At 76.7% G+C, this 24,065-nt stretch carries 7 protein-coding genes; all 7 read left to right on the top strand.

The window, feature by feature from the left end; genetic code table 11:
• Window positions 1-17: 17 nt before the first annotated feature.
• The 7 genes from aroF to OO63_RS43855 all read left to right on the top strand — a co-directional run bounded on the left by aroF (window position 18) and on the right by OO63_RS43855 (window position 24,056).
• Entirely contained in the window at window positions 18-1,082 is a 1,065-nt protein-coding gene (gene aroF / locus OO63_RS26020) for a 3-deoxy-7-phosphoheptulonate synthase (RefSeq protein ID WP_051811200.1), read from the top strand.
• Window positions 1,083-1,596: 514 nt separating this feature from the next.
• Window positions 1,597-7,578 (top strand): type I polyketide synthase, encoded by a 5,982-nt coding sequence (locus tag OO63_RS41585; RefSeq protein ID WP_428835932.1) that lies wholly within the window; start codon window positions 1,597-1,599, stop codon window positions 7,576-7,578.
• Window positions 7,579-7,642: 64 nt separating this feature from the next.
• Window positions 7,643-9,733 (top strand): aminodeoxychorismate synthase component I, encoded by a 2,091-nt coding sequence (gene pabB, locus OO63_RS26005; RefSeq protein WP_030357152.1) that lies wholly within the window; start codon window positions 7,643-7,645, stop codon window positions 9,731-9,733.
• 31 nt (window positions 9,734-9,764) lie between these two features.
• Window positions 9,765-10,595 carry an aminotransferase class IV gene (locus tag OO63_RS26000; protein WP_234311066.1) on the top strand — a complete coding sequence of 277 codons (831 nt, stop codon included), beginning with the start codon at window positions 9,765-9,767 and terminating at the stop codon, window positions 10,593-10,595.
• Between the two features lie 153 nt (window positions 10,596-10,748).
• Window positions 10,749-11,981, top strand: a complete 1,233-nt coding sequence (locus tag OO63_RS25995; RefSeq protein ID WP_030357154.1) for a cytochrome P450 — start codon at window positions 10,749-10,751, stop codon at window positions 11,979-11,981.
• Between the two features lie 82 nt (window positions 11,982-12,063).
• A complete protein-coding gene (locus OO63_RS42455; RefSeq protein WP_051811198.1) occupies window positions 12,064-22,125 on the top strand; it encodes a type I polyketide synthase in 10,062 nt (3,353 codons plus the stop codon).
• The gene (locus OO63_RS43855; RefSeq protein WP_346009338.1) at window positions 22,122-24,056 is read left to right on the top strand and encodes a type I polyketide synthase; all 1,935 of its coding nucleotides are present in this window, start codon (window positions 22,122-22,124) and stop codon (window positions 24,054-24,056) included. Before OO63_RS42455 ends, OO63_RS43855 begins: the two co-directional genes overlap by 4 nt.
• Window positions 24,057-24,065 lie beyond the last annotated feature (9 nt).

Here is a 24,065-nt window from a genome sequence, read left to right as displayed (position 1 = left end):
CGCAGAAAGGTGACCCGATGATCGTTGCCCGCCTCCATCCCGACGTGCTGCTCGACGAGCGGAGCCGACTGACCTCCGCGTGGCGCCACCGCGGCCACCGGTCGTTCCACTGCCGGGCCGGACGCCACACCCTGGTCACCTTCCCCGACCTCGCCGCCGCGTCGCCGGAGGGCCGGGAGTTCGTGGACCTGCTGCGCGCCACGAGCGCCGTCGCGTCGGTCGTCGACAGCACCGACGCGCCGCCGCTCGGCAGCCTCGCCGCCACGGGCGAGCCGAGCGCCGTGCGGGTGTCGGACGACTGCACCGTGGGCGGCGGGCGCTTCACCTGGATCGCCGGGCCGTGCGCCGTGGAGAGCGAGGCCCAGCTCCTCGGTGTGGCACGGGCGGTGCGGGAGCGGGGCGCGCACCTGCTGCGGGGCGGCGCGTTCAAGCCCCGCACCTCGCCGTACGCCTTCCAGGGCATCGGCAAGGACGGCCTCGACCTGCTCCGTGAGGCGTCCACCGAGACCGGGCTCGGCGTCGTCACGGAGGTCGTCGACGCCGCGCACGTCGAGGCCGTCGCCGAGGTCGCGCACGTCCTTCAGATCGGCGCCCGCAACGCGCAGAACTTCGCGCTGCTCCACGAAGTGGCGCTCACCGGCCGCCCCGTGCTCCTGAAGCGCGGCTTCGGCTGCACGGTCCCGGAGTGGCTGAACGGCGCCGAGTACCTGCTCGCGGCGGGCAACGGCAAGGTCCTGCTGTGCGAGCGCGGCGTCCGCGCCCACGGCGACTCGACCCGGTTCACCCTGGACATCAGCGCCGTGCCGCTGGCGAAGCGGCTCAGCCACCTCCCGGTGATCGTCGACCCCAGCCACGCCTGCGGCCGCAGCGACCTGGTGGCCCCGCTGGCCGCGGCCGCCGCTGCCGCCGGGGCCGACGGCGTCATGGTCGACGTCGACGGCGCGGGCCACACCGCCTTGTGCGACGGCGAACAGGCCATCACGCCGGACGCGTTCGGGGCGCTGGTCGAGCGGACCGGCCGGATGCTGCACAGCCTCGACCCGGCGGGGCCGGACGCGGCGCGGGCGCTGGCGGGGCGATGAGCCCTGCGTCGTCCGGGAGCGCCCCGCACCGCACGGACGCCCCGACGGGGGCGTGCCGAGCCCCGACGACGCCGAGCACGCCGCGCGCTTCGGTCACGCCGCGCGCTTCGCTCACGGCGGTCGCGCCGCTCGCGCCGACGGTGCCGATCGTGCCGACAGCGCCGGTCACACCGATCGTGCCCGCAGTGCCGGTCACACCGACGACAACGCCGCCCGGTACGACGGGGCAGGCGCCCTCCCGCAGCGCCGTCGCACCCGCTCCCGGCCGCCGTACCCCGCCAGGAAGGAAGCAATGATGGAGTGGACCGAGGGACGCGACCGGCCGCTGCGAGAGCGCGTGGCCGCCGCGCGCGACGCGGAACGGCGCCGGATCCTCCTCGACCTGATCCGCGCGCACGCCTCCGCCGCCCTCGACCGCGCCGACCAGGTGCCGCTCGACCCCGGCCGGGCCTTCGGCGCCCAAGGCATCCGGGGGCGGGCCGCGGCCCGGCTCCGGGAGCGGCTCAGCGAGGCCATGGGCGGCGGCCTCTCGGCGACCGCCCTCTTCGACCACCCGACGCCCGGGGCGCTCGCCGACCACTTGTGCGCCCTGCTGCTCGGTGAGGGCGCCGCGTCCGGGCCCGCGGCGGGGACCGGTACGCGGGCCGCGCGGAACGGCGGCGCGGCCCGTGGACCCGAGGACGAGCCGATCGCGATCGTCGGCATGGGCTGCCGACTGCCCGGCGGTGTGGCGTCGCCGGACGACCTGTGGCACCTGGTGCGCTCGGAGACCGACGCGATCTCCGAGTTCCCGACGGACCGCGGCTGGACCGTCGCGTACGACCCGGACCCCGACCACATCGGCACCACGTGCACCCGGCACGCCGGATTCCTCTACGACGCGCCCGACTTCGACGCCGGGTTCTTCGCGATCAGCCCCGGCGAGGCCGTCACCATCGACCCCCAGCACCGGCTGCTCCTGGAGACGTCCTGGGAGGCCGTCGAGCGGGCCAGGATCGACCCGTCCACGCTGCGCGGGACCAGGACAGGTGTGTTCGTCGGCATCATGTACAGCGAGTACGGCGCCCGCATCCGGCACGTGCCGCCGAGCGCCGAGGGCTACCGCGTCGTGGGCAGCATGCCCAGCGTGGCCTCCGGGCGCCTCGCCTACACCCTCGGCCTCGAAGGCCCCGCCGTCACCGTCGACACCGCCTGCTCCTCCTCGCTCGTGGCCGTGCACCTCGCCGCCCAGTCGCTGCGCGAGGGCGAGTGCACGCTCGCCGTGGCCGGCGGCGTCACCGTGATGGCCACGCCCTGGGGCTACGTCGAGTTCAGCAGGCAGCGCGGGCTCGCCCCCGACGGGCGCTGCCGGTCGTTCTCCGCCGACGCCGCAGGGAGCAGCTGGTCCGAGGGCGTCGGCGTGCTGCTCCTGGAACGGCTCAGCGACGCCGAGCGCAACGGTCATCGCGTGCTCGCCGTGGTGCGGGGCTCCGCGGTCAACCAGGACGGCGCGTCCAACGGCCTCACCGCGCCCAACGGCCCCGCCCAACAGCGCGTGATCCGGCAGGCGCTGGCGCACGCGGGCCTCGCGTCGGCGGACGTGGACTGCGTGGACGCGCACGGCGCGGGCACCCAGCTGGGGGACCCGATCGAGGCGCAGGCGCTGCTCGCCACGTACGGCAGGGACCGGCCGGACGACCGGCCGCTGTGGCTGGGCTCGCTGAAGTCCAACGTCGGCCACACCCAGGCCGCGGCCGGGGTGGCGGGCGTCATCAAGATGGTGATGGCGATGCGCCACGCCGAACTGCCGCGCAGCCTGCACATCGCCGAGCCGACGCCGCACGTGGACTGGTCGTCGGGCGGGGTCAGGCTCCTGACCGAGACCACCCCCTGGCCGAAGGTCGACCGGCCGCGCCGCACGGCGGTCTCCTCGTTCGGTGTCGGCGGTACGAACGCGCACATCATCCTGGAGCAGGCGCCGCCGGAGGGCGAGGGGGGACCGGGGGGTGCCGCGGGTGCGCCGGGCGTGGCGGGCGCAGGTGTCACTGGTCATGTGGAGCACGTCGGCCAGGTGGACCGCGCAAAGCACGCGGGGAACGCGGAGCACGCCGAACTCCCGGGACACACCGGCCATACCGGCCACGTGGGCCACGCGCAACCCGTGGCGCACTCCGGCCCCGTCGGCCCGGCGGAGCCCGACGAAGACCTCGCCGACGCGAGCCCCCGCCCCCTGCCCTGGCTCGTCTCCGGCGTCGGTGCGGCGGGCCTGCGCGCCCAGGCGCGGCGCGTGGCGGAGTTCCTGGCGTCGGACCCGGACGCGCCGGACGCGGACCTGGCGTACTCGCTGGCGCGGTCCCGGGCGGCCCTCGCGGACCGGGCCGTCGTCGTGGCCGCGGACCGGAACGGGGCCCTGGCGGGACTGGCCGCGCTCGCGGACGGCGACCACGGACCGCACACGGCCGTCGGCACGGCCACGGCACGGGACCGCGTCGCGTTCGTGTTCCCCGGGCAGGGCTCGCAGTGGCCGGGCATGGCGGCCGAACTGATGCGCACGGCATCGGTGTTCAGGGAGTCGATCGAGGCCTGCGCGGCGAGCCTCGCCCCGCACGTCGACTGGTCGCTGACGAAGGTGCTGCGGGGCGAGTCCGGCGCGCCGACCCTGGAGCGGGTCGACGTGGTGCAGCCCGCGCTGTTCGCGGTGATGGTCTCCCTCGCCGCGCTGTGGCGGTCCTGCGGCGTGGAACCGGCCGCGGTCGTGGGGCACTCGCAGGGCGAGATCGCGGCGGCGCACGTCGCGGGCGCCCTCTCCCTGGACGACGCGGCCCGCGTCGTCGCCGTGCGCAGCCGGGCCCTGCGGGTCCTCGCCGGGCGCGGCGGCATGGTCTCGGTCGTCGCCCCCGTCGACCACGTGCGCCGGAGCATCGCGCGGTGGGGCGGCGCCGTGTCCGTGGCGGCGGTCAACGGGCCGCAGTCCGTGGTGATCTCCGGTGAACCGGCGGCCCTGGACGAGGTGTTGGCGGCGTTCGACGCGGGCGGGGTGCGCGCCCGGCGGATCGACGTGGACTACGCGTCGCACTCGGCGCAGATCGACGAGATCCGCGACACCCTCCTGGCGGCCCTCTCCGGCGTCCGGCCGGGCCCCGCGACCGTACCGTTCTACTCGACGGTGTCCGGCGAGCCGGTCGACCCGACGGCCCTGGACGCCGCGTACTGGGTGCGCAACCTCCGCGAGACCGTCCAGTTCCACCGCACGGTGGAGCGGCTGCTCGACGACGGCCACAGCACGTACGTCGAGCTGAGCCCGCACCCCGTGCTCACCGTCGCCGTCGCGGAGACCGCGGAGGCGGTGGGCCCCGAGCGCGCCGGTGACGTCCTGGTCGTCGAGTCGCTGCGGCGCAACGAGGGCGATCTGGCGCGGCTGCTCACCGCGGTCGGCGAGGCCCACGTCCACGGCGTGGCCGTCGACTGGCAGGAGGCCTTCGGCGACGCCGCGCCCCGCCTCACGGACGTGCCGACGTACGCCTTCCAGCGGTCCCGCTACTGGCTCGAGGACGCGGCCGCGCCGGTGGCCGACGTGTCGACGGCCGGCCTCGACGGCGTCGACCACCCGCTGCTCGGCGCCGCCGTCCCGCTGGCGGACGGCACCGGGGGCATGCTCTGCACCGGGACGCTGTCCGCGCGGAGCCACCCGTGGCTCGCCGACCACGCCGTGGCCGACGTCCTCGTCGTACCGGGCACGGCCCTGGTGGAGGCAGCCCTGCAAGCCGGTGCGCAGGCGGGCTGCGACGTCCTCGAAGAGCTGGTCCTCCAGGCCCCGTTGATCCTGCCGGAGGAGGGCACGGTCCGCCTCCAGCTCGCCGTCGGCGGACCGGACGACTCCGGGCGGCGCGCCCTCACCCTGCACTCCAGGACGGGCGACGCCCCCGCCGACGCCCCCTGGACCCGGCACGCCGAGGGCACCCTGACACCCGGCGGCCAGCGCCCGCCGCAGCCGCCGCGGCAGTGGCCTCCGGCCGGCGCGCGGGAGATCGAACTCGACGACTGTTACCGGGAGTTGGCCAAGTCCGGGCTGCACTACGGGGGCGCGTTCCAAGGGCTGGTGCGCTGCTGGCGCGTCGACGAGGGCGGCGGCGGCGGGACGGGGGCGGGTGCTGAGGCCGGGAGGGGCGCTGAGGCGGGGGCGGGTGCTGAGGCCGGGACGCGCGCTGAGGCGGGGGCGGGCGGCGCCGCGGGTGTCGGTCCCGAGCGGGCCTCCACGGATGCGGACGCCGCCGCGGCCTGTGAGCTGTACGCCGAAGTCGAACTCCCCGTCTGCGCGGGCGGCGCCGACCGCTACGCCCTGCACCCCGCCCTCTTCGACGCCGCCCTGCACGCCGCGGCCCTCGTGGCGGCGCCCGGCTCGGCCCCCGGCGAGACCGTGACCCGGCTGCCGTTCTCCTGGAGCGGTGTGACCGTGCACGCCACCGGCGCCACCCGGCTGCGCGCCCACCTCCGCCTCACCGGGACCGGCGCCCTGTCCGTCACCGCCACGGACCCCGCGGGACACCCGGTCGTGACGGTCGAGAGCCTCGGCATGCGTCCGGTGGCCGCCGACTCCCTGCGCCGGGCCGCGGCCACCGCCGACGCCTCGCTGCTTCGCCTGGAGTGGCGGCCCGAGCCGCTGCCCGCGCCGCGCGACCCGGAACCGGCGCGCTGGGCGTGGATCGGGCCCGGGGCCACCGAGGCCGACGACGCCCTCGCGGCCCGGGGCGTGCGGTGCGCCCACCACCTCGACCCGGCGGCGCTGCGGGCCCACTTGGACACCGGCGGCGACGCCCCCGAGGTCCTCGTCCTCGCGGAACCTCCTGAGGACCCGGCGGCCGGGGACCTGGCGGCGGCGGGCAGGGGCCGCACGGCCGGCCCGGCCCCCGACACGGCCACCGCCGCCCACCACGCCGTCCACCGCGTCCTCGCCGCCCTCCAGGACTGGCTCGCCGACGAACGCCTGGCGGACACCCGCCTCGTCGTCCTCACCCGGGGCGCGGTCGCCCCGGCCACCGGCACGGCACCCGACCCCGCCCTCGCCGCGGTCTGGGGCCTCGTCGCCTCGGCGCAGTCGGAGCACCCGGGCCGCGTCCGCCTGGTCGACCTCGACGGGCTCGACGCCTCGCGGTCCGCGCTCGTCGACGCGGTGGCGGGCGACGCGGCCCAAGTCGCGGTGCGGGACGGGGCGTTGCTCGTGCCGCGGCTCGCGCGGCTGACGGCGGCGCCCGGCGGCGGCACCGGCTGGCGCACGGACGGGACGGTCCTGGTGACGGGCGGCCTCGGTACGCTGGGCCGCCTCGTGACGCGGCATCTGGTGGTGACGCACGGGGTGCGGCGCCTCGTCGTGGTGTCGCGGTCCGGCGCAGCGGGCGCGGGCGCCGCCGCGTTCGTACGGGAACTGCGCACCGAAGGCGCGGACGTCCAGGTCGTGACGGGTGACGTCGGGGACCGGGCCGTGCTTGCGGGGGCGCTGGCGTCGATCCCGGCCGAGCACCCCCTGACGGCCGTCGTGCACCTGGCCGGAGTACTGGACGACGGCCTCCTCATGGACCAGACGCCGGAACGCGTCGACCGGGTGCTGCGGCCCAAGGCGGACGGGGCCTGGCATCTGCACGAGCTGACGGCGGGCACGGACGTGGCGTTCGTCGTGTTCTCGTCCGTGTCGAGCGTCCTCGGACCCGCGGGGCAGGCCGGGTACGCGGCGGCCAACGCGTTCGTGGACGCGCTCATGGCGGCCCGCGGGGACGCCGGGCTTGCGGGCGTCTCGCTCGGCTGGGGCCTTTGGGAGTCCCGTTCGGACCTGACGGCGGGACTCGACGAGGGCGACCTGCGGCGGATGGCCAGGTCGGGCGTCAAACCGCTCGCCGACGACCAGGGGCTCGCCCTGCTCGACCTCGCCCGCGCCACCGGCGAACCCGTCGTCTTCCCGCTGCGCCTGGACACGACGGGCCTGCGCGGCGGCCCCGGCGGCGGTGACGTACCGCCCCTGCTGCGCGGACTCGCCGCCGTGCCCGTCCGCCGCGCCACCGTCGCCGCCGCCGACACCGGGGCCGAGCTGGACGGCGACGCCCTGGCCACCCGCCTCGCCCAGCTCCCCGAGGGCGAACAGGACGCCCTGCTCCTCGACCTGGTGCGCACCCACGTCGCGGCCGTCCTCGGCTACGACGACCCGCGAGCCGTCGGCGAACGGCGCCCGTTCGCCGACATCGGGTTCGACTCGCTGCGCGCCCTGCACCTGCGCAACCGCCTCGGCGGCGCCACCGCCCTGCGGCTCTCGCCCACCCTCGTCTTCGACTACCCGACGCCGCACGCCCTCGGCCAGCACCTGCGCACCCTGCTCCTCCCGGACGCGCCGCCGCCGACCGGCCCGGACGCCGCACCCGGTGCCGCGGGCGCACCCGTCCCGGACCAGGACGACGCGGTGCAGGACCGGCTCCGCTCGGCCTCCCGGGAGGAGGTCTTCGACTACATCGACAACCTGCTCGGCGAGTAGGCCGTCTCCGGCGCGCCGAACCGGAACGATCCGGTCCCGCTCGAACCTGACAAGGAACCACGCGATGCGTGCGCTGCTGATCGACAACTACGACTCCTACACCTACAACCTGTTCCAGCTCCTCGCCCGCGTGTACGGCAAGGAGCCGACCGTCCTGGTCAACGACGACCCGTCCTGGACGCACCAGGACCCGGCGGCGTTCGACTGCGTGGTGATCTCGCCGGGACCCGGCCGGCCCCAGCGCGCCACCGACCTCGGCTTCTGCCAGGGTCTCCTGGACCGCTGGCGGGACGTGCCGGTCCTCGGGGTGTGCCTGGGCCACCAGGCCATCGCCCACCACTACGGCGGGCAGGTGGTCCCCGGCGTGCCGCGGCACGGCCATCTGACCCGGGTCAGGCACGGCGGCGAGGACCTGTTCGACGGCCTGCCGCAGCACTTCACGGCCGTGCGCTACCACTCGCTGCGCGTCACCGAGCCCCTGCCGCCGGGCCTGCGCGCCACCGCCTGGGCGGAGGACGGGACCGTCATGGCGCTGCGCCACGACGAACTGCCCCGCTGGGGCCTGCAGTTCCACCCGGAGTCGGTGGCCAGCGAGTGGGGCGCCCAGCTCCTGCGGAACTTCGCGGAACTCATAGGTGGCCACTACGCCGCCCCGCCCCCCGAGTACGCCCCCTGGGCCCGCCCGCCCGAGACCGCCAAGGCGGCACGCCTTGAGCTGACCGTCGAGGCCGTCGACCGGGCCGTGGACACCGCCGCGCTGTTCGGCTCGCTGTTCTCCGGGAGCGAGCACGCCTTCTGGCTCGACAGCAGCGCCCCCGGCGTCGGCGGGGCCCGCTTCTCCTTCCTCGGCGACGACTCCGGCCCCCTCGCCGAGACCCTGACGTACCGGACCGGCGAGAACGCCGTCACGGTCCGCGACGCCACCGGCGAACACACCGAGGACGGCACCATCTTCGACGTCCTCCAGGACCGCCTGCGCGCCCGCCCGGTCGGTGCGGCGGACCTCCCCTTCGACCTCAACGGCGGCTACGTCGGCTACTTCGGGTACGAGCTGAAGGCGGAGTGCGGCAGCCCCAACGTCCACCGGGCCGAGACGCCGGACGCCGTGTGGATGTTCGCCGACCGGCTGATCGCGGTCGACCACCAGGAGGACCGCACCTACGTCCTCGCCCTCAGCGGCCCCGGCGCCGACGAGATCGCGCCCGCCCGCTCCTGGGTGACCCGGACGGCCCGGCTCGCCCGCGACCTGCCGGACACCGCCCCCGCCGCCCCCGACCCGGCCGCCGCGGCACCCGCGGACGCGGCCGTCCTCGCCCGCGCCCGCGCCGACTACGTCGACGACATCGAGGACTGCCTCAGGGAACTGCGCAGCGGCGAGAGCTACGAGATCTGCCTGACGAACCGGATGCGGCTGCCCGCCCTGCCCGACCCGCTCGACTACCACCTGCTGCTGCGGCGCCTCAACCCCGCGCCCTACAGCGCCTATCTGCGCCTCGGCGCGCTCGGCGTCGTCTGCTCGTCCCCCGAGCGGTTCCTGCGCGTCGACCGCGACGGGACCGTCGAGAGCAAGCCCATCAAGGGCACGGCGCCCCGCGGCGCGGACCCCGCGAGCGACGAGCGGCTGCGCCGGTCCCTGACCGCATCGGCCAAGACCCGCGCCGAGAACCTCATGATCGTCGACCTGCTCCGCAACGACCTGGGCCGGGTCTGCGAGGTGGGCTCCGTCGACGTGCCCGCGTACATGGTCACCGAGTCGTACGCGACCGTGCACCAGCTCGTCACCACGGTCCGCGGCCGGCTGCGGCGGGACGTGGACCCGGTCGCCTGCGTCCGCGCGTGCTTTCCCGGCGGCTCCATGACGGGCGCGCCGAAGCTGCGCACGATGGCCATCATCGATCGCCTGGAGCAGGAGGCCCGGGGCATCTACTCGGGCACCATCGGCTACTTCGGCCTGTGCGGCGGCGCGGACCTCAACATCGTGATCCGCACCGCCGTGACCTCCGGCACCGGCACGGTGATCGGCGCGGGCGGCGCGATCGTCCTCGACTCCGACCCGGCCGACGAGTTCGACGAAGTGCTGCTCAAGGGGCGGGCGTTGGTGCGGGCGCACGGTCTCTTGACGGGGGCGGCGGAGGAGGAGCCGGGTGAGGGGTGAACGGGCGGGAGCGGACAGGGGCACGGGTGTGGTGAGCGTGGTGGGAGAGGGCGCGCGGACGGTCGGTCCAGGGGTGACCCGGCTCGACGGCACCCCCGCCACCGCCGACGACCTCTCGGCCCTCGCCCTCTACAACTACGGCCACTTCACCGCCCTCCGCGTCGAGCACGGCCGCGTCCGCGGGCTCGCCCTGCATCTGCGGCGCCTCGCCGACGACTGCCGGACGCTGTTCGCCGCGGACCTCGACACCGTCGCGGTGCGGGCGGCGCTGCGGCGCGTCGCCGACCGGAGCGAGGGGCCCGTGACGGTGCGGGTGACCGTGTGCGCGCCCGAGATGAGCCTGGACTGCCCCGACACCCTCACCCCGGTCGCGCTCATCAGTACGCGTCCCGCGCCACCGGACGTAGCGCCCCCGCTGCGCCTCGCCACCGCCGCCCACGTCCGTGACCTGCCCGAGGTGAAGCACACCGCCCTGTTCGGCACGCTGCGGCTGCGCCGGGACGCCCGGCGGCGGGGCTTCGACGACGCCCTGCTGCTCGACCACGACGACCGCGTCCAGGAGGGCACCACCTTCAACGTCTGCGGCTGGGACGGGACCCGGCTCCTGTGGCCCCGCGCGAACTGCCTGCCCGGCGTCACCGCGCGCCTCCTGCGCGACGCGGCCGCCGCCGCGGGCGTACCGTCCCTCGACGCACCCGTCACGCACGACGAACTCCTCGCCCTGCGCGGCGTGTTCGCGACCAACGCGGCCTTCGGCGTGCGACCGGTCGCCGCCGTCGACGGCACGGCCGTCCCCGTGGACGGCGAACTCCTCGCGACCCTGCGGTCCCTGTACGCCGGCGTGCCCGCCGAACCCCTGTGACCCACACGCCCCGGGAGCGCCCCGGGCCCCCGCGGCCGGGCGCGACCGCGGGCGAACCCAAGATCCAAGCCGGCTCCAAGAAGGCGCCAAGAGCCACTGCACAGAATGCGGTGCGGCAGCGCACCCGCCTTTTCGCCGAGGGAAGGACCGAGTATGTCGACCGTCGCAGAGTCCGGGACGTCGTGGCAGGATCTGCCGTTCCTGGACATCACCGTGCCGGATTTCGCCTGGGACTCGCCCGAGGTGGCCGAGGCCAGGGAGCGGTCCTGGGTCGCGGGCACCCCGCTGGGACTCCTCGTCCTCAGGTACGCCGAGGCCCACAGCCTCTCCCGCGACCCGCGCCTCGTCTCCGGCTTCCGTGACGTCGTGGACCTCGTCGGACCCTCCGAGGGCCTGGTGCGCGAGTTCATGCGCGACTTCATGCAGAGCCTGGAGGGACCCGACCACCGCAGGCTGCGCGGCCTGGTCACGCACGCGTTCACGACCCGCCGCATCACCGCGCTCAGGCCCTTCATCCGTGCCACCGCGGAACGCCTCGCCGACGAGCTCGCGGCCGGGGGAGAGCGCGACTTCGTGGCCGCGTTCGCCGACCCGCTGCCCGCGGCCGTCGTCTGCGAACTGCTCGGCTTCCCGGCCGAGGACCACGCGGTCGTCGGCCGCTGGTGCAAGAACACCAACCTGGTCCTCGCCCTCGGCCCCGACCAGAGCAGGGTCGGCGAGGTCGAGGAGGGCCTCGCGGGGATGTACGACTACTTCGACACCGTGATCCAGGAGCGCAAGGCGGACCTCGGCGACGACCTGTTCTCCGACATCCTGCGCGCACAGCAGGAGGACGGCGCCCTCGACGACCGCGAGCTGCGCACGCTCATCGCGACCCTGCTCGTCGCCGGATACCAGACCACGAGTCACCAACTCGGCCACGCCATGGTCGCGTTCGCCGAGCACCCCGAGCAGTGGCCGCTGCTGCGGCAGCGGCCGGAGCTGGTCACCCAGGCGGTCGAGGAAGTGCTGCGCTGGTGCCCCACCACGACGGTCGTGGCCACCAAGTCGGCGGCCGAGGACTTCTCCGTCAACGACCTGCGCATCCAGGCAGGCACCCCCGTCTGGCTGTGCGCGCACTCGGCGCAGCGCGACCCGCTGGTGTTCAAGGGCGGCGACGCCTTCGACATCACCGTCAAACGGGAGGCGTCCCCGCTGGCCTTCGGCGGCGGCGCGCACTACTGCCTGGGGGCGGCCCTGGCCCGCGTCGAACTCGCCGAGGCCTTCGACGTGCTCGCGGCCCGCCTCGGCCCGCCCGAGGTCGCGGGCCCGATCACCTGGCGGCCCTCCACGGGCGTCTCCGGGCCCGACGTCCTGCCGCTGCGCTTCGGCGCCGCCGGCGCATGACCCCACCCGGCCCGGCGCCGGCGGCCGACCCAGGCGAGCCCGCCAGGTCCCCCCTCTTCGCGGGAAGGGCAGCACGTTCGACATGACCCACGGCACCGGCACCACCCACGGCACCGACTCCGCGCCCGACGACGACAGGACGCTGGACTACCTCAAGCGTCTCTCCGCCGAACTGGGCAGGACCCGCGAGCGCCTGCGGCTCGCCGAGGCGGCGGCCCGTGAACCCGTCGCGCTGGTGTCGATGGCCTGCCGCTTCCCCGGCGGCGTCACGTCGCCCGAGGACCTGTGGCGCCTGGTCGCCGAGGGCCGCGACGGGGTCGGCGCGCTGCCCGCCGACCGGGGCTGGGACGTCGAGGGGCTCTACCACCCGGACCCCGACCGGGTGGGGTCCTGCTACGCGCGCGAAGGCGGATTCCTCGCCGACATCGCCTCGTTCGACGCGGCCCTGTTCGAGATCAGCCCGCGCGAGAGCCTGGTGACGGACCCGCAGCAGCGGCTGCTCCTGGAAGTCTCCTGGGAGACGTTCGAGCGGGCGGGCCTCGCCCCCGCCGCGGTGCGCGGCAGCCGCACCGGCGTCTTCACCGGGATGATGGGGCAGGACTACACGGCGCGGACGCCCGGTACGCACACGGAGTACGAGGGACAGCTGGAGACCGGCCGCGCGGCGAGCGTCGCCTCCGGCCGCGTGGCCTACACCTTCGGCCTCGAAGGCCCCGCGGTCACCCTCGACACGGCCTGCTCCTCGTCCCTGGTGGCCCTGCACCTCGCCGTCCGGGCGCTGCGGAACGGGGAGTGCGACCTCGCTCTGGCCGGCGGGGTCACCCTGATGTCGAGCCCGGCGACCCTCCTGGAGTTCAGCAGGCAGCGCGTGCTCTCGCCCGACGGCCGGTGCAAGGCGTTCGCCGGACAGGCCGACGGCACGGGGCTCGCCGAGGGCGTCGGCGTGGTCCTCCTGGAGCGCCTCTCGGACGCGCGGCGGCTCGGCCATCCCGTGCTCGCCGTCGTCAGCGGCAGCGCCGTCAACCAGGACGGCGCGTCGAACGGCATGACCGCGCCCAACGGCCCCTCCCAGCAACGCGTCATCCGCGCCGCCCTCGCCGACGCCGGACTCACGGCCGCCGACGTCGACGCGGTCGAGGCGCACGGCACGGGCACCCGCCTCGGCGACCCCATCGAGGCACAGGCGATCCTCGCCACGTACGGACAGGGCCGCGACGCCGAACGCCCCCTGTGGCTCGGGTCGTTGAAGTCGAACATCGGCCACACCCAGGCCGCCGCCGGGATCGCGGGCGTCATGAAGACCGTCCTCGCGCTGCGCGCGGGCCTGCTGCCGCCGACCCTGCACGTCGACACCCCGACCCCGCACGTCGACTGGTCGTCGGACACCGTACGCCTCCTCACCGAGCCCCGCCCCTGGCCGGCCACCGGCGGCCGCCCCCGACGGGCGGGGGTGTCGTCGTTCGGCATCAGCGGGACGAACGCGCACGTCATCGTGGAGGCGGGGGACGCTGTCGCGGCGGGGGAGGAGGGCCTGGACGGCACCGTGGCCCAAGCGGCCCAAGCGGCCCAAGCGGCCCAAGCGGCCCAAGCGGCCCAAGCGGCCCCGGTGGTCGCGCCGGACCCGGCGGGCCCGTCCGCCGCCCCCGTCCCCTGGGTGCTCTCCGCAGGAACCCCCGACGCCCTCCGCGCGCAGGCGGCCCGGCTCCAGGACCACCTCACGGAGCACCCCGGCCACCGCGTGGGTGACGTCGCGTACTCCCTGGCGACCACACGCGCGCCGCTCGCGCACCGGGCCGTCGCTGTCGGCCGCCAACGCGGCGAACTGCTGCGCGCGGTCGCGGCGTTGGCTGGGGGCGAGCCCTGCGCGGACCTCGTCGAGGGGGTGGCGCGGGACCCGGGCCGGACGGTCTTCGTGTTCCCCGGCCAGGGCTCCCAGTGGACCGGCATGGCCCGGGAGCTCTGGGACACGTCCGCCGTGTTCCGCGAGCGGATGGAGGAGTGCGCGGCCGCCCTCGACCCGTACGTCGACTGGTCGCTGCACGACATGGTGCGCGGCCACGCCGACGACGGCGCCGAGGACCGCGTCGACGTCGTCCAGCCCGTCCTGTGGGCGGTCCTTGTGTCGCTGGCCGAGCTGTGGCGGTCGTACGGGGTCGAACCCGCCGCCGTCGTGGGGCACTCGCAGGGCGAGATCGCCGCGGCCTGCGTGGCGGGGGCGCTGTCCCTGGACGACGGGGCCCGGGTCGTGGCCCTGCGGTCACGGCTCGTCGCCGAACGCCTCGCCGGGGCGGGCGGCATGGTGTCCGTGACGGCCCCGGTGGCCGACGTCCGGGCGCGGCTCGCCGAGTTCGGCGACCGGCTGGCGCTCGCCGCCGTGAACGGCCCGTCGTCCGTCGTGCTGTCCGGCGACCCGAAGGCGCTCGACGCACTGGTGGCCGCCTGCGAGCGGGACGGCGTCCGCGCCCGGCGCGTCGCCGTCGACTACGCCTCGCACTCCCCGCAGGTGGAACTCCTGCGCGCCGACCTGCTCGACGTACTCGCGCCGATCCGCCCGCGCGCGGGCACGCTGCCCCTGTACTCGACGGTCACCGGCGCGGTCGTGCCGGGCACCGAACTGACCGCCGAGTACTGGTACCGCAACCTGCGCCGCACCGTCCGCCTCTCGGACGCCGTGGAGCGGCTCGCCGCGGCCGGACACGGCACGTTCGTCGAGTGCAGCCCCCACCCGGTGCTCGCCCTCGGCCTCACGTCGACGCTCGGCGGACTGGGCCGCGACGCCCTCGTGACCGGCACGCTGCACCGCGACGACGGCGGCCTCGACCGCTTCCTGCGCTCCCTGGGCGAGGTGTACGCGGGCGGCGGATCCCCGGACTGGGAGCGGGTCTTCGCCGGGACGGACGCGCGACGCGTGTCGCTGCCCACGTACGCCTTCGACCGGCAGCGCTACTGGCTCGACCCGGAACCGGCCGCCGGCGACATCGGCGCGGTCGGCCTGAGCCCGCTCGACCACCCGTGGTGGGGCGCCGCAACCGACCTGCCCGAATCCGGCGGCGCCCTCCTCACCGGACGGCTCTCCCGCGACACGCACCCCTGGCTCGGCGAGCACGCGGTCGACGACATGGTCCTGCTGCCCGGCACGGCCTTCCTCGAACTGGCCGTCCAGGCCGCCGAGCAGGTCGGCTGCGACGGCGTGGCCGAGCTGACCCTTCAGGCGCCCCTGGTCCTGCCCGCGCGCGGCGGCGTCCAGTTGCGGGCCGTCGTCGGCCCCGCCGACGCGGCCGGCGACCGCCCCCTCACCCTCCACGCACGCCCCGAGGACGCGCCCGACGGGCCCTGGACCCGGCAGGCCGACGGCACGCTCGGCGGCACCGCCCGGCACGGCGGCGACCCGCTGACGGCCTGGCCGCCGCCCGACGCCGAACCCCTGCCGGTGGAGGACGTGTACGAGGACCTGGCCGGTCTCTCCCTGCGGTACGGCCCCGGTTTCCGGGGACTGCGGGCCGCCTGGCGCCAGGACGACGAGATCTTCGCCGAGGTCGTGCTCCCGGGGGACGGCGACGCGGACGGGTTCGCGATCCACCCGGCGCTCCTGGACGCCGCGCTGCACGCGGCGGCCGCCTTCGACGGCGGGACGCGCGCGGCGGGCGACGGCGGTGGCGCGGGTGGTGGCGCGGGCCAGGCGGACGCGGGCCACGGGCCCCGCCTTCCGTTCTCCTGGTCCGGCGTACGGATCCACGCGGTCGGCGCGACCCGGCTGCGCGTCCGGATCACACCGGTCGGCCCCGACGCCGTCGCGCTTGAGGCCGCCGACGCGACCGGCGCGCCCGTCGTGTCCGTGGAGTCCCTGGCCCTGCGCCCGGTGACGCCCGACCGGCTGCGCCCGGCCGCCCCGGACCCGGCGGACTCCCTCTTCGCCGTCGACTGGGTGCCCGCCCCGGCCGCCACGTCAGGACCGCCGCGCACCTGGGCGGTCCTCGACGGCGCCGAGGCGCTCGCCCCGGTCCTCGAAGCGACCGGCGCACAGGTGCTGCGGAAGCACGAACTCGCCGCGCCCGCCGCCGCGCAGGACCTACCGGACGCGGTGCTCGCGGCACTCCCGGCACCCGCGCCCGACGACACGTGCGACCTGCCCCGGGCCACCCGGGACGCCGTCGTCGGTGCGCTGGAGTCGGTGCGGCGGTGGCTCGCCGACGACCGCGCCTCGTCCGCCCGCCTCGTGGTGCTGACCCGTGGCGCTGTCGCGGTACGCGACGACGAGACGGCCGACCCGGTGCTCGCCGCCGTGTGGGGCCTGCTGCGCTCGGCGCGGGCGGAGCACCCGGACCGGCTCGTCCTGGTCGACTGGGACGGCCAGGAGTTGTCGGCCGACGCGCTGTCCGCCGTCGTGGGCGGGGACGAGCCGGAGGTGGCGCTGCGCGGCGGGGAGGTGTTCGTACCGAGGCTCCAGCGCGTGCGGGTTCCCGACAGGGGCCCGGCCGTCGCCTTCCGGCCCGGCGGAACGGTCCTGGTGACCGGCGCGTCTGGTGTCCTCGGCGGCGTCGCGGCCCGCCATCTGGTCGAGGCGCACGGCGTACGCCACCTGCTGCTGGTGAGCCGTCGTGGCGCGGACGCGCCCGGAGCCGCCGAACTCGCGCAGGACCTGGCGGACTTGGGGGCGTCGGCGCGCTGGGCGGCCTGCGACGCGGCGGACCGCGAGGCCCTGGCGAAGGTCCTCGCCGAGGTGCCGGGGGAGCACGCCCTGAGCGGGGTGGTGCACGCGGGCGGTGTGCTGGACGACGGTGTCGTGGCGTCGCTCACGGCGGATCGGATCGACACGGTGTTCCGGCCGAAGGTCGACGCGGTGGTCACCCTGCACGAGCTGACCCGGGACGCGGACCTCTCCGCGTTCGTCGTGTTCTCCTCGGCGGCGGGCACGTTCGGCACCGCGGGCCAGGGCGGCTACGCGGCGGCCAACGCCTTCCTCGACGCCTTCGCCCGGGTCCGCCGCGCGCAGGGACTGCCCGCGCTCTCCCTGGCCTGGGGGCTGTGGGCCGAGACCAGCGCCATGACCGGCGGCATGTCGGACGCCGACCGCGACCGGCTGCGCCGCGCCGGGGTGACCGGCCTGTCCGCCGCCGAGGGCACCGCCCTGCTCGACGCGGGCCTCGCCGCCGACCTGCCCGTCGTCGTCCCGGCCCGCCTGGACCTGGCCGCCGTCCGGGCCGGGGCCGCCACCGCGGGCGTACCCGCACTGCTGCGCGCCCTGGTGCGGCCACCCGCGCGCCGTGCCGCGGCGAGCGCCGACGGCGACTCCGCCCTCGCGCGCGAACTAGCCGACCTCGCCTCGCAGGACCGTGCGACACGGGTCCTCGACGTGGTGCGGGCCCAGGCCGCCGTCGTGCTCGGCCACACCGGCCCGACCGCCGTCGAACCAGGGCGCGCCTTCAAGGAGTTGGGCTTCGACTCGCTCACCGCCGTCGAGCTGCGCAACCGGCTGACCCGGGCGACCGGACTCCGGCTGCCCGCCACGCTCGTCTTCGACCACCCGACGCCGCAGGAACTCGCCGCGCACGTCCACGGGCGGCTCACCGGCCAGGACCGGCGCGAGCGCCCCGCGGTACGCGCCCGGGTCCGGGCCGACGAGCCGATCGCCGTCGTCGGCATGGCCTGCCGGTTCCCGGGCGGCGTCGCCTCGCCCGAGGACCTGTGGCGCCTGGTGGACCGGGGCGCCGACGCCGTCTCCGCGTTCCCCGCCGACCGCGGCTGGTCCCCGGACCCCGGCGCGTTCGCGGCCGAGGGCGGATTCCTGCGGGACGCCGCGCAGTTCGACCCCGAGTTCTTCGGCATCAGCCCGCGCGAGGCGGTGGCGATGGACCCGCAGCAGCGGCTCCTCCTCGAAGTCTCCTGGGAGGCGCTGGAACGCGCGGGCCTCGACCCGACGGCCCTGCGCGGCAGCCGGGCCGGGGTGTTCGCCGGGCTGATGTACCACGACTACACGACCCGGCTCGGGACCATCACGGACGACATCGCCGGGTACCTCGGCACGGGCGGCTCCGGCAGCGTCGCCACCGGCCGCATCGCGTACACCTTCGGGTTCGAGGGACCCGCCGTCACCGTCGACACGGCCTGCTCGTCGTCGCTGGTGGCCCTGCACCTGGCCGCGCAGGCGCTGCGCGCCGGTGACTGCGACCTCGCGCTCGCGGGCGGCGTCACCGTGATGTGCTCGCCGAACGCCTTCACCGAGTTCGCCAGGCAGGGCGCGCTCGCCGCCGACGCCCGCTGCAAGCCGTTCGCCGCGGCGGCCGACGGCACGGTGTGGGGCGAGGGCGCCGGGGTCCTCCTCGTCGAGCGGCTCTCGGACGCGCGCCGCAACGGCCACCGTGTGCTCGCCGTCGTGCGCGGCTCCGCCGTCAACCAGGACGGCGCGAGCAACGGTCTGACCGCCCCCAACGGCCCCGCCCAGGAACGCGTCATCACCCAGGCCCTCGCGGGCGCCGGGATCGCGCCGTCCGACGTGGACGCCGTCGAGGCCCACGGCACCGGCACCACCCTCGGCGACCCCATCGAGGCCCAGGCGATCCTCGCCACCTACGGACAACAGCGCCCGCCGGAGCGGCCGTTGTGGCTCGGCTCCGTCAAGTCCAACCTCGGGCACACCCAGGCGGCGGCGGGTGTCGCGGGCGTCATCAAGATGGTCATGGCGCTGCGCCACGCCGTCCTGCCCCGCACCCTGCACGTGGACGCGCCCTCACCGCACGTCGACTGGGCCTCCGGCGCCGTGGAACTCCTCACCGAGTCCCGCCCCTGGCCGGACGCGGGGCGGCCCCGGCGGGCCGGCGTCTCGTCGTTCGGGATCAGCGGCACCAACGCGCACGTGGTCCTTGAGCAGGCGCCCGCGGAGGCGGGCGCGGGGGGCACGGGGGCCGGGCGTGGCGGGGCAACAGGGCGGCCCGCCGCCGACCGTGCGGTTGAGCGGTCCGCGACCGGCTCGGCGGTTGAGCGGTCCGCCACCGGCCCAGCGGCCGAGCGGCCCCCGACGGACCGGACAGCCGGGCGGCCCGCCGCCGACCGCGCGGATGCGCGGTCCCACGTCGACCGGGCGGTTGAGCGGTCGGCCACGGGCCCGGCGGCCGAGCGGCCCCCGACGGACCGCGCAGCCGAGGCGCCCGCCGCCGAGCCGGCGGATCCGCCCGCGGCGACCGCCCCCGACGGCTCGACGCCCCCCGCACAGGCCGACCCCCAAGAAGACCTCACCCCCGTGCCGTTGACCCTCTCCGCCCGCAGCGACCCCGCCCTCCGCGCCCAGGCGTCCGCCCTCCGCGAGCGGCTCCTCGCCGACCCGGCGCTCGACCCCGTCGACGTGGCCCACTCGCTCCAGACCACCCGCGCCGCCCTGGAGCACCGCGCCGTGGTCCTCGGCGGCGACCGGGACGCGCTCCTGCCCGCCCTCGCCGCCGTCGCGGAGGCCCGGGAGACGCCCGCCGCCGTCGAGGCGGTGGCCGCGGAGCCCGGCAGGACCGTCTTCGTGTTCCCCGGACAGGGCGCCCAATGGCAGGGCATGGCGGCCGGACTGTGGGACGCCGCGCCCGTCTTCCGGGCCCGTCTGACCCAGTGCGCCGACGCGCTGGCCCCGCACACCGACTGGTCCGTGGCGGACGTCGTCCGGGGCCGGGCCGCCGGGGTCGACCCCGAGCGGGTCGACGTGGTCCAGCCCGCGCTGTGGGCGGTCATGGTGTCGCTCGCGGAGCTGTGGCGGTCGTACGGCGTTCAACCCGCCGCCGTGGTGGGGCACTCGCAGGGCGAGATCGCGGCGGCCTGCGTGGCCGGAGGTCTTTCCCTCGACGACGGCGCGCGCGTCGTCGCGCTGCGCAGCCGCGCCCTGACGGCGATCGCGGGACGCGGCGGCATGGTCTCCCTGGCCCTGGGCGCCACCGAGGCCGAGGACCTCGTGGCCGCATGGGACGGGCGGCTCTCCCTCGCGGCCGTCAACGGGCCCGCGTCGGTGGTGGTGTCGGGCGGCACGGCGGTGCTCGACGACCTCCTCGCCCACTGCGAGCGCACCGGGCTCTGGGCGCGCCGCGTCCCGGTCGACTACGCCTCCCACTCGCCCCACGTCGAAGCGGTACGCGAACGGATCGCCGAGGACCTCGCGGGGATCCGGCCCCGCCCCGGCCGCGTCGCCTTCATGTCGACGCTGACGGGCACCTTCCTGGACACCGCGGGCCTCGACGGCGACTACTGGTACCGCAATCTGCGGGAGTCCGTCCGGTTCGAGCCCGCCGTACGGGAACTGCTCGCCCAGGGCTTCGGCGCCTTCGTCGAGTCCAGCCCGCACCCCATGCTCACGATGGGCCTGCGGGAGGTCCTGGCGGAGCGGCCCGGCGGGCCCGGCGTGGCCGTGGCGTCGCTCCGGCGCGACCAGGGCGGACCGGAACGCTTCCTGACCTCGGTCGCCGAGGCGTACGCCCACGGGGTCGCCGTCGACTGGTCCGCGGCCTGGACCGGCCGCACGCCGCGCGTCGTCGACCTGCCGACGTACCCCTTCCAGCGGCGCAGGTTCTGGCTCGACGCCCCCGCCGGGGCCGGTGACGTGACCGCCGCGGGCCTCGGCCGCCCCGACCACCCGCTCCTCGGCGCCCGCGTCGACCTCGCCGAATCCGCCGAGGCCCTGCTCACCGCGCGCTGGTCCCTGGACACACACCCGTGGCTCGCCGACCATGCCGTCGGCGACACCGTCGTCGTCCCCGGCACCGCCTTCGTGGAACTGGCGGCCCTCGCGGGCGCGGGGACCGGCTGCCCGCACGTCCGCGAGCTGGTCCAGGAACGGCCCCTGGTCCTCGCCGACGGCGGCGCGGCCCGGATCCAGGTGCGGGTGGCGCCGCCCGACGAGGAGGGCACGCGGACGATCAGTGTGTACGCGCGCCCCGACGGCCACGACGACACAGCCGCGCCGGACTCCTGGTCCTGCCACGCCCGCGGCGTGCTCACCGCGGCGGACACCGCGGCACCTGCCGCCCTCGACGGCGCCTGGCCGCCCCCGGGAGCCGTCGCCGTCGACCTGTCCGACTTCTACGCACGCCTGGAGGAGACCGGCCTCTCCTACGGCCCCGCCTTCCACGGCCTGCACACCGCGTGGCGCCTCGGCGACGACATCCTCGGCGAGGCCGCGCTGCCGGACGAGGGCCACGCCGAGGCGGCCCGGTACCACGCCCATCCCGCGCTCCTCGACGCGGCGCTGCACGCGTGCCTGCTCCGCACCCGGGACGGCGGCCCGGCCGGCACCGGTGGCGCGGCCATGCCGTTCGCCTGGAACGACGTCTCCCTGCACGCCCCGTGCGGCCCGGAGGTGCGCGTTCGGGTGTCCCCGGGCACGGCCGAGGGCGTGTCGGTGGTCGTGGCGGACGCCGACGGCACGCCCGCGGTGACCGTACGCTCCCTCGTCGCCCGCCCCGTCTCGCCCGAGCAACTGCGTGCGTCCGGTGGGCGGCACGACGCGATCTTCCGGCTCACGTGGACGGCGGCGCCCGCCGGATCGGCGCCGCCCGCACCGAGCACGCCGAGCACGTGGGCCGTGCTCGGGGGCGAGGACCTGGGACTGGCCCCGGACGGCGGGCACTTCGCGGACCTGCCCGCGTACCGCGCGGCGATCGAGTCCGGTGCGGCGGCGCCCGATGTCGTACTGGTGCCGCTCGGCACGGGGCTGGAGGGCGGCTCGTGCCTCCCGCAGGACGGCTCGCACGGCTCCTACGACCGCGCGTCCAGCGCGGCAGGCAGCCTGCGCACGGTGCGGGTGGCGGTGCGTTCCGCGTGCCGGGTGGCGCGTCGGGTCTGGAAGACGCTTCGCACGGTGCGGGTGGCGGTGCGTTCCGCGTGCCGGGTGGCGCGTCGGGTCTGGAAGACGCTTCGCACGGTGCGGATGACGGTGCGTTCCGCGTGCCGCGTGGCTCGTCGGGACTGGAAGACGCTTCACGCGGTCCGGGTAGCGGCCTGTCCGTCGTGCCAGGCGCCTTGCCCGGTACGGAGAACGCTTCGCACGCTTCAGGGGGCGGCTCGTCCGGCGCGGCCGGTGGCTCGCCCGGTCCGGACGACACCCCGCCCGGCCCGCAAGACGGCGCGCCCGACCCGTACCGCACCCCGCACGAGGCTGCGCGCGCACGGAAGTTGACCTGCCGTGCCCTCGACCTGCTGCGGGACTGGCTCGCCGACGACACGGGGAGCGCGGCGCGGCTCGTCCTCGTCACGCGCGGCGCCGTCGCCACCCCGGACGACGCGACCGAGGAGGACCCCGCCGCCGCGGCGGTGTGGGGCCTGGTGCGCTCGGCCCAGGCGGAGCACCCGGGCCGGTTCGTCCTGGCCGACCTCGACGGCCACCCGGAGTCCACAGCCGCGCTCGACACGGCCCTCGCCACCGCCGCAGCCATGGACGAGCCCCAACTCGCCGTCCGCGCGGGCCGGATGCTCCTGCCCCGCCTGGAACGCGCGCCACTGGCCCCGGGCGCCACCGCGGCCCTGGACACCACTGCGGCCCTGGACACCACTGCGGCTCGGGGCGCGACCGCAGCCCCGGACCCCACCGCGGCTCAGAACACGACCCCGTCCCCGGACCCCACCACGCCCCCGCCCACCGCTACCGCCACGGCCACCGCCCCGGCCACCCCCACCGCCTGGGACCCCGACGGCACCGTCCTGCTGACCGGAGCCGCCGGAACCCTCGGGCGTGCCCTCGCCCGGCACCTGGTCGTCACGCACGGCGCCCGCCGTCTGCTCCTGGTGGGCCGGCGCGGCGGCGACACCGCCGAGGCCCCGGCGCTCACCGCCGAACTGGCCGCGCACGGCGCGGAGGTGACCTGGGCGGCCTGCGACGTGGGCGACCGCGACGCGGTGGCCGCGCTCCTGACGTCGGTGCCCGCCGCGCACCCCCTCACGGCCGTCGTGCACGCGGCCGGTGTCCTCGACGACGGCGTGCTCCCGGCGCTGACCCCGGAACGGATCGACCGCGTGTTCCGGCCCAAGGCGGACGGGGCGCTCCACCTGGACGAGCTGACCCGGACGGCGCCCCTGGCCGCGTTCGTGGTGTTCTCCTCGGCCGCCGGCACCCTGGGCAGCGCGGGCCAGGCCAACTACGCCGCCGCCAACGCGTGCGTGGACGCGCTGGTGCGCCGCCGACGCCGCGCGGGACTGCCCGCCCTGGCGCTCGGCTGGGGGCTGTGGGCCGAGAGCAGCGAGCTGACGGCCGGGGTCGACCAGGCCCGCATGGCCCGCTCCGGCGTCCAGGGCCTGACGACTGCGGACGGCCTCGCCCTGTTCGACGCCGCCCGTGCCCTGGACGAACCCCTCCTCCTGCCCATGCGGCTCGACCTTGCCGCGCTCCGCGCGCGCCACGAGGCCCTTCCGCCGGTGCTGCGCGGCCTGGTGCGCGCCCCGGCGCGGCGCGGCGCCTCCGGGAACACGGGCGCGACGGCGCTGCGGCGGCGCCTGGCCGCCCTGCCCCCGGCCGAGCGGGACCGGCAACTGCTCGACGTGGTCCACGCCGAGACCGCCGCCGTCCTCGGCTACCCGAGCGCGGACGCGGTGGGGCGTGACCGGGCCTTCAAGGACCTCGGCTTCGACTCGCTGACCGCCGTCGAACTGCGCAACCGGCTCACCGCGGCGACCGGCCTGCGGCTGCCGCCGACGCTGGTGTTCGACCACCCCACACCCACGGCACTCGCCGAGCACCTCGCCGCGGAACTCGCCCCCGCCGACCCGGACTCCGACACCCGGCGCGACACCGAGCGCCAGGTCCGCGAGGCCCTCGCCGCCATCCCGCTGCCCCGCCTGCGCGACGCGGGCCTCCTCGACGCCCTCCTCGACCTCGCGGGCCGCCCGACGGGCATCGCGCCCCCACCGGACGGCGAGGGCGAAGGTGACGGCGACGGGGCCGGACCGGCGTACGGCTCGATCGACCGGATGGACGCGGAAGGCCTGCTGGCCCTGGCACTGAACACCAGCGCGTACGACGGCCACGACGACAGCGGCAACGGCCACGGCACCGGCCCGGACCCCGCCGGGCCCGCCGCGCACGCCGAGACGGAGGAGCACGATGCCGGCAGGTGACGAGAGGCT

This window comes from Streptomyces alboflavus (genome assembly GCF_000716675.1).
In the GTDB taxonomy this organism is placed as follows: Bacteria; Actinomycetota; Actinomycetes; order Streptomycetales; family Streptomycetaceae; genus Streptomyces; species Streptomyces alboflavus.
The sequence above is the reverse complement of the archived record's forward strand: the minus strand, read 5'-3'. Positions and strand labels throughout refer to the sequence as shown.